The organism is Lactiplantibacillus sp. YT640, assembly GCF_049745435.1.
GTDB classification, from domain to species: Bacteria; Bacillota; Bacilli; order Lactobacillales; family Lactobacillaceae; genus Lactiplantibacillus; species Lactiplantibacillus plantarum.
On the sequence record NZ_JBMNVY010000017.1, the window covers coordinates 53,379 to 60,829 of the forward strand.

Consider the following 7,451-nt stretch of genomic DNA (forward strand, 5'->3'; position numbering starts at 1 on the left):
GGACGTTTACCATGGTGACAGTCGTTCGTCGCACACTTCACGATAAAATCTTTATTATTGCATTAATTTGTGCTGGTTTAAGTTTGTTCATCGGGACACCCCAACTGACGGCAATTAATTGGGCTACGATTGGCACCTTATTTGCACTCATGATCAGTGTTCAATTACTTCGCGCGATGTATTTGCTTGATACTTTAAGGGACTGGCTCTTAGTTAAATCACACGATACCCGTCAAATGTGTCAATTATTCATCTTACTGGCCTTTGGTGGCTCAATGATTTTAACTAACGACGTTGCGATCCTAACGTTAATTCCAATCTTTCTCACACTCGCCCGGCGGCAGCACCTGGCCATTGCCTACCCAACGACTTTAATTATCATGGCAGCCAATCTTGGTAGCGCGTTTACGCCCATTGGCAATCCCCAAAATTTATTTTTGGTCACGTTCTATCACGTTAATCTATTCACGTTTTTTAAATTGTCGACTCCGTTAATGCTTGCTAGTCTAGCTTTATTAGTTGCCTTAAGCCGGCGGTTACCTCGGTTGCCGCTAACTGTAACACCAACCAAATCTACGCCCATTTCTCGCAGTCAAATCGGGCTTGCGGGCGGCCTGCTCAGTTTCATTATGCTTGGCATTTTTAATTTGGTGCCCATTTCACTAGTTATTATCGGAACGATTGTCGTAGGCCTCATGATTAACCGACGCGTCTTTCAGTACGTTGATTACGCACTACTCTTAACCTTTATCTGCTTCTTCATCTTCGTTAGCGCCATCAGTCATAATCCCGCAATAACGCATTGGCTCAACCAATTAACTCAGACAGCCCCCAGTGTCTATATTACTGGACTAATTACTAGCCAAGTCATCAGCAATGTTCCAGCCGCCATCTTACTAGCGAATTTCACGCCCCATTTATCAGCGCTATTTTTAGGCGTCAACATCGGCGGTCTGGGGTCATTGGTGGCCTCACTAGCAAATCTGCTTGCCTTAAAACAATTGTTGCCCTTCAATGATGAACAACCAATCCACCATTTTTTGATCGTGTTTACGGCCCTCAATGGACTTGGCCTGTTCATTTTAGGCCTTGGTGGCTGGTTCTATTTACACCTATAATTCAGTTACGCTGAGTAACGATTCAGTGAGAACTTGCAAACCAATCAACTTGAAATAGTGCGAAAACCAGTAACTAGCGTGACATCATAAAAGGAGCAGTCTCAATATCATGTGAGCCTGCTCCTTTTACGTTCTATCTCTGAGATGTTTAGTGATACTTAGTGCGCCTGATCCACCAACATGGCCGGAGTGACGATTTGCTGACCATCGTAGCGGTGACCCTTGATCACGCGTTTCGCCCTGACAAATTCACCATCGACCGTCAGCGTTAACGCACAAATTCCACCATCAAACAGGCCTGAACGACTGCCTGCATCAATTAGATATCGTGGAACGTCTTGCGCATCTGCCTGCATCTTTAAATAACCAGTGTGTGAACCAGTCAAGGTCTGCACCGGCGTATGACCAGTAATGATGACTTTATTGAATAAGTTCCGATGCCAACGGTGACTGCCAGTCGTGAAGTCATCATAATAGTCATCCCGAATCCACAGTAGGTCAGTCGTTGTTTGTTGTGTTAATGGGTATTGCCAGTTAACACCCGCGTGCATAGCCAGTAACCGACCATGTTGCCACATCAGTGGCAAATGTGCTAAGAAATCAGTATCCGGCTTTAATAGCGCACCATTTAATGCCCGCCGAACATGATTGGGATTGGAGGAGTAAATCCCTAATTTGCGCCAGGTCCGGTGACCACCGTTCAACACCCAAGTTGCGGTGGCATTGTCATCACCATGAGCTGTCCGTAGCCAAAATTCATCATGATTGCCAAGTAAAGCCACATCGCCGTATTCCCGTACCCGTTTTCTAACCATCGTCAGTACTTTTAGCGGCGCCAACGGAGCTGACTCGGTGGCATGACCAAAATAGCGTGCCGCCGTACCATCAATATAATCGCCCAAGAAAATCAAGCGCGTCGCGGTAACTTCAGGATCGGCTAATAAAACTGCCAGATCATCCGCGGCACTATGAATATCACCAATAAACGTATACAGCGGCATATTACTCCCTCCGTCTCATCGATAACCACGTGCATTAGTCGGGTTTAACGACCACCAATAACATCTGAAATCCTTGAACGGCATATAACGCGTGCCGGGCATCCTTAGGAATCACGATCGATTGTCCCGCAGTTAAATGATAAATGGTGCCTTCAATCGTAATTTCCGCTTCTCCACTTAAAATATTGACCATCGCATCGCCCTGGGCAGAATGGCCGCCAATCTCTTGGTCGGTTGCGACTGAAAATAGCGTCATACTTAAATCATCCCGTTGAACCAGTGTCCGGCTATTAACTTGATCATCATCCAGTGGAATTTGTTCAGTTAAATTGAGGACCTTAGCATGATCAATTTTGTTAATTAAACTCATTTGAATTCCTCCGCATCTCGCTATTAAGGCCTATTTCGTTTCTAATTGAATAAACTGGCACGGCTGCTCAGCGACCAACGTATGGACCGTATGAGCTGGCACCACTAACATCTCGCCCGCATGCACTTCTTGGTCGGTCTCCGTCGCCAAACGGACAGTCAAAGTACCATCAACAACCTCAAATAAGCGGGTCAGCGTGGATTGTTCAGCACTAATACTTTCACCCGCCGCCATTGCGTACATCGCAAACGGCAGTTCAATCCCTAATTTTCGAGCAAATGATTTACTAGTAATTGCATGCTCCTGGTAAGTCATCGTGGTTTTTAAATCAATTTTAGTTACCGCCATTTCAAATCCTCCTTGGTCATCATCATGGTCGCTTACGTTATTCATGATGGTATGATTTCTTAAATTAAGCTTAACGCTAACAAACTCAATTTTCGAGGTTCGATTGAATAAACATCTTATAATTCTGAATAACTGACTGCTAGTCATATACTTAATAACCACGTCATCTCTGGCAGGTAAATGCCTTTGAATCCAGATATGGGCCATGCAAAAAAGCTGCCCAAACATTATTGCGACGCTGGACAGCCTGCCGTTACTGCATTTGATAACAGTTCTGTGGAAAATTTGATTTATTCAGTCAACTAGTTGGGGCTGGTAGTGGGACAACTAAGGCTACGTAGCCTCTTCAACCAAATCTCATAGATCAAGTTCCAATACGACTTATTTTCGATAATAAGCCTTGGCCCAGCAGTTGCGACGCTCCCGACACCACTGTTCAAAAGTACCTACAAACATTTGGACATCTTGCGCAGGAATTAGTTCTTCCGTTCGCTGCATGTGCACAATATCAGATATCACCGGATCAAAAGTATACGTAACAACCAGATGTTGTGGGATTCTTCGAATAATCCCACCGTTACGAGTAATCTCTAATCGCATCGTCTCCAGCTCAAGTTGAACTTGCGAATAAGTCTCTCTGGAGCAATAATCGACAACATCATACTGCTCATAACATCGTTTATACCAGGCATGCGAATTAGCCGGCAAATCATCAAATTCACCACGATTCATACGATTTCGAACAGCACGGCTAGCGCGCTTCTTTCCATAACCCATATGTGCTTTAAAAATTGGTGTGCTTTTATAAGAACGACTCATAATAATTGTGATGGCCGTCATGACGCGTTAACTAGTACGTATTTTTAAAATTAACAATGCCAGCCATTAACCTCTTCCGTGTACTTACGGAATAAATAAATTCATTGACCAGACCTCCTATCCCATCTGGATCGTGCCCCAAATAGAATACTAAAACATATCACATTATTATTGATGATGGCAAATAAACAGACCGAGACAAAAAAATCCACTTCATGAAGAATCCGTTACGCATTCTTCACGAAGTGGCACTACCCGCCGATATTAAGATAAATTTAAGCCAATAAAAAAGTCGTTACATCAAGATCCTAAGACCTGATTAACGACGAAAGGCGTAACAATTGGGCTAGCTGGGTTCGAACCAGCGCATCACGGGATCAAAACCCGTTGCCTTACCACTTGGCTATAGCCCAATAATGAAATGGAGGGGAGTGGATTCGAACCACCGAACCCGAAGGAGCGGATTTACAGTCCGCCGCGTTTAGCCAGACTTCGCTACCCCTCCGTAAATCATTCAACTATATTAGAATACATAATTTTGAATAAAAAATCAAGACTTTTTTCAAAGTTTTTTCAGTTTTTATTTCAAATCCAGAATTTGCGTATCTTGATACCACTCCGCCATAAAATTATTGGCTTGCCATTCATTGATACGCTTGAGTCCATAGCCCACTGCTTGGTCATAATAGGTGGTCTGACCAAACACCCGCGGTTGCGGATGGACGTGCAAATGACCAAATAAAACGTGCGCCACGTTAAACTGCTCCAACAGTTGTCCTAACCGGGGCGTTCCCATTAACGCGTTAGCCATATTCCAAAACCGATTATCATCAGAAAAACGCAAATAATCGATCCGGGGAACAAAGTGCGTCATAAAAATAACTTGCTTGTGATCCACAGCAGCCAAGTTAAGCTGCGCTTTTACTTGGTTGAGCATTAAATCAGTCCGCTCCTGATCGCTCATCGGCTGTTTAATAGCCCGGTCGATCCAAAACGCATTCTTCCAGTGTAAGAAGTCGGCCGCAGTCGTATCAGGGACCTGGGCAGCATACTGATAGTCATACCACCCATTATGTCCAATCACGCGCCAATCTGTACCAGAAATATCGATATACCGGTTATGCAGGTAGCCATCAAAATGCCCTGTTTCAAGCTCGTCAAACGAAATGCCATGGACCATGTCATGATTACCCGCAATCCAGTAAACACGCGTCTGTGCGCCTAATAGGGCCTGTAAATCGACGACAAACTGCTGACTACGCTGAAAGTCATTAAAAAGATCGCCAGCAATCAAATAAATCTGAACACCATTCTGTAAAAGATAGGTCGCCTGAGATCGCATCATCGCAGTCGCATCCACTCGATTAACATCAAAATGATTATCACTACTGAAAGCAATTCGTACGATGGTCAACCCCTCCAAAACAAAAAAGATATGCTACCACTAAGATAACATATCTTCGAGTAAATATTCAATTTAGCGAATGCCTTGCATCGACCGTTTAATCATTGGCACCATCATAAAGAGGATAATCCCTAAAACGACACTAACAATCCCGGTAATCGCAAAATATGGCACTTCGGTTTGCGTCGAGTAGAAACGGACAATCTGTGCATTAAGCGCACTACCAACCGAATCAGTTAGGAACCACATACTCATCATCTGAGAAGCAAAAGCCTTTGGTGCAAGCTTGGTGGTAACTGATAAACCAATTGGTGAAATCAACATTTCAGCAATTTCAACGACTGCCCAACTGGCAACTAACCACCATGGACTAACCTTCCCTGCAGTTCCAAAGAGCGCTCCAGGTACAGCCATCACTAGGTAAGAAGCCCCCGCGAATAGCAACCCAATCGCAAATTTAGTTGGTGAACTAGGTTGTTTTTTACCCCACTTAGTCCACAACCACACGAATGGTGTTGTATAAATCATGATGAACAATGGGTTTAGCATTTGGAAATCAGAAGCAGCTAGATGGGTAAAACCAAGATCCAAATTAACCCGATTAGCTGCAAATAACGCAAGTACGGACGAACCCTGTTCTTCAATTGCCCAGAATAAAGCAGCGGCAATAAACAATGGGATATAAGCCCGAACACGTGAACGTTCTGTTGCATTAGTCTTGTCAGACGTTAACATCAAAATAAAGTAAACGATTGGTGTCAAGATAACAAGCGTACTAATTAAACTAATAACATTTGCTAACGTAAGAGCATTCATTAATTGCATTAATAGTAGAATCAACCCAATCCCAACGATTCCTAAGATTGTCCACCGCATGATTTTTTTTAAATCACCGGGTTCTAATGGATCAGTTGGATAGAGGCTAGCAGAACTTAAATTCTTCTTACCATCAAAGTAGTATTGCAATAGACCAAAGAACATCCCAATCGCAGCTAAGGAGAAGCCTAAGTGGAAGTTAACATTTAAGCCGATCCGACCAACTAAGGCTGGTGCAACCAATGAACCTAAGTTAATCCCGAAGACGAAAATACTAAAACCAGCATCCCGACGTGTATCTTCCACTGTATACAATTGACCAACCATGTCAGAGACGTTTGGCTTTAATAACCCAGTCCCAATGACAATAAGTGCGATTGAAACAAATAGTGCACCAACTCCAAATGGCGTTGATAAAACGATGTGGCCTAACATGATGAAGACCCCACCAATAAAGACGGTCTTACGGCTACCCCAGACACGGTCACTTAGAAAGCCACCGAGGACACTAGAAACGTAAACTAATGCCGAATAGATTGACATAATGGATGCTGCGGTGACTTGGTCAAATCCAAGACCACCTTTAGCGACACTGTAGTACATGTAATAGATCAGTAGCGCACGCATCCCGTAGTAACTGAATCGTTCCCACATTTCAGTGAAGAACAACGTCCGTAAGCCACGGGGTTGGCCAAAGAACGACCGATCCAGCTTTTGTTCCTTATCCAATAGAGATTCCTCCAAACTTCTTAACCAGTTTGTATTTCGTTTAAAAGTAACAAGTTTTGTTTCTTAATTAAACATAATAACTATTATACTAGCCTTAATCTTAATCAACAATAGCACTAACCGTTTTCTAATCTAATAACCATTAATTAAATTAATATCCACCATACATAAATAGTCTTAAATCCTTTTATAGCACCAAAAACTAGTTGATAGAACATTTTATAAGGCTTTTAGCTTTCTAAAATTAACACTAAATTCTAATTTAATATAAAATAATTAATAGCATTCAAATGCTGAAAATACGCAATTGGTATTAAAAATCTAATTAAACAAAAAAAACAAAACTGAAATTATCAACAATAAAGTACCGCTATTAAAATGGCTATGATTGTTCGCAGCATGTAATTTACAGTTATTGCGACTAATTATAATAAACCGCAAGATTGATATGCTAAGCATACCTAAAAAGCAGTGGCGACAATAGGCATCATCCTACTAAGCCCTTACGATCATTTTGATACTTCGGCATTCAAATAGCTAACATTCTTATATCAAAAAAGCAGCTTTGCGTTTGCGCAAAGCTGCCAATCATTTTATGTCTATTTAAAAATAAAAAGGCGAGAACCACGTCCCACCTCACAAGTGCCGGCTACCAGAGTCGAACTGATGACCCTCGGTTTACGATACCGATGCTCTACCAACTGAGCTAAGCCGGCATGATATAAAAATAGATGTTAACACAATTGCCAACATCTATGTCACTCCGACAGGCGGGCTCGAACCGTCGACATCTTGATTAACAGTCAAGCGCTCTACCAACTGAGCTATGTCGGAATAATCGCATG

At 42.6% G+C, this 7,451-nt stretch carries 7 protein-coding genes and 4 tRNA genes; 1 reads left to right on the forward strand and 10 read right to left on the reverse strand.

Annotation, left to right across the window (positions count from 1 at the left end; translation table 11 throughout):
* Positions 1-11 precede the first annotated feature (11 nt).
* Positions 12-1,118: an SLC13 family permease gene (locus ACOV1R_RS10910; RefSeq protein ID WP_021357174.1), complete on the forward strand. Its 1,107-nt coding sequence runs from the start codon at positions 12-14 to the stop codon at positions 1,116-1,118.
* Between the two features lie 158 nt (positions 1,119-1,276).
* Here the strand turns inward: ACOV1R_RS10910 and ACOV1R_RS10915 are convergent, their stop codons facing one another.
* The 10 genes from ACOV1R_RS10915 to ACOV1R_RS10960 form a co-directional block, all read right to left on the reverse strand.
* The gene (locus tag ACOV1R_RS10915) at positions 1,277-2,119 is read right to left on the reverse strand and encodes a metallophosphoesterase (RefSeq protein ID WP_013355212.1); all 843 of its coding nucleotides are present in this window, start codon (positions 2,117-2,119) and stop codon (positions 1,277-1,279) included.
* Positions 2,120-2,153: 34 nt separating this feature from the next.
* Positions 2,154-2,489: a cupin domain-containing protein gene (locus ACOV1R_RS10920; RefSeq protein ID WP_003640891.1), complete on the reverse strand. Its 336-nt coding sequence runs from the start codon at positions 2,487-2,489 to the stop codon at positions 2,154-2,156.
* 30 nt (positions 2,490-2,519) lie between these two features.
* Positions 2,520-2,837, reverse strand: coding sequence for a cupin domain-containing protein (locus ACOV1R_RS10925; RefSeq protein ID WP_225914124.1), 318 nt, complete (start codon positions 2,835-2,837; stop codon positions 2,520-2,522).
* A 381-nt stretch (positions 2,838-3,218) separates the two neighbouring features.
* Positions 3,219-3,677 (reverse strand): hypothetical protein, encoded by a 459-nt coding sequence (locus ACOV1R_RS10930; protein ID WP_021357172.1) that lies wholly within the window; start codon positions 3,675-3,677, stop codon positions 3,219-3,221.
* A gap of 320 nt (positions 3,678-3,997) precedes the next feature.
* Positions 3,998-4,069, reverse strand: a tRNA-Gln gene (locus ACOV1R_RS10935).
* 9 nt (positions 4,070-4,078) lie between these two features.
* Positions 4,079-4,161: transfer RNA gene (locus ACOV1R_RS10940), tRNA-Tyr, on the reverse strand.
* A gap of 75 nt (positions 4,162-4,236) precedes the next feature.
* Entirely contained in the window at positions 4,237-5,079 is an 843-nt protein-coding gene (locus tag ACOV1R_RS10945) for a metallophosphoesterase (RefSeq protein ID WP_003640888.1), read from the reverse strand.
* 54 nt (positions 5,080-5,133) lie between these two features.
* A complete protein-coding gene (locus ACOV1R_RS10950) occupies positions 5,134-6,606 on the reverse strand; it encodes a peptide MFS transporter (RefSeq protein WP_003643855.1) in 1,473 nt (490 codons plus the stop codon).
* A 643-nt stretch (positions 6,607-7,249) separates the two neighbouring features.
* Positions 7,250-7,322: transfer RNA gene (locus ACOV1R_RS10955), tRNA-Thr, on the reverse strand.
* A gap of 45 nt (positions 7,323-7,367) precedes the next feature.
* Positions 7,368-7,440, reverse strand: a tRNA-Asn gene (locus ACOV1R_RS10960).
* Between the last annotated feature and the right edge of the window lie 11 nt (positions 7,441-7,451).

What these genes read in the sequence shown, in the direction of transcription:
- ACOV1R_RS10910 (WP_021357174.1), top strand. Translation starts at nt 12, where the DNA reads ATGGTGACAGTCGTTCGTCGCACACTTCACGATAAAATCTTTATTATT.
- ACOV1R_RS10915 (WP_013355212.1), bottom strand. Translation starts at nt 2,119, where the DNA reads ATGCCGCTGTATACGTTTATTGGTGATATTCATAGTGCCGCGGATGAT.
- ACOV1R_RS10920 (WP_003640891.1), bottom strand. Translation starts at nt 2,489, where the DNA reads ATGAGTTTAATTAACAAAATTGATCATGCTAAGGTCCTCAATTTAACT.
- ACOV1R_RS10925 (WP_225914124.1), bottom strand. Translation starts at nt 2,837, where the DNA reads ATGGCGGTAACTAAAATTGATTTAAAAACCACGATGACTTACCAGGAG.
- ACOV1R_RS10930 (WP_021357172.1), bottom strand. Translation starts at nt 3,677, where the DNA reads ATGACGGCCATCACAATTATTATGAGTCGTTCTTATAAAAGCACACCA.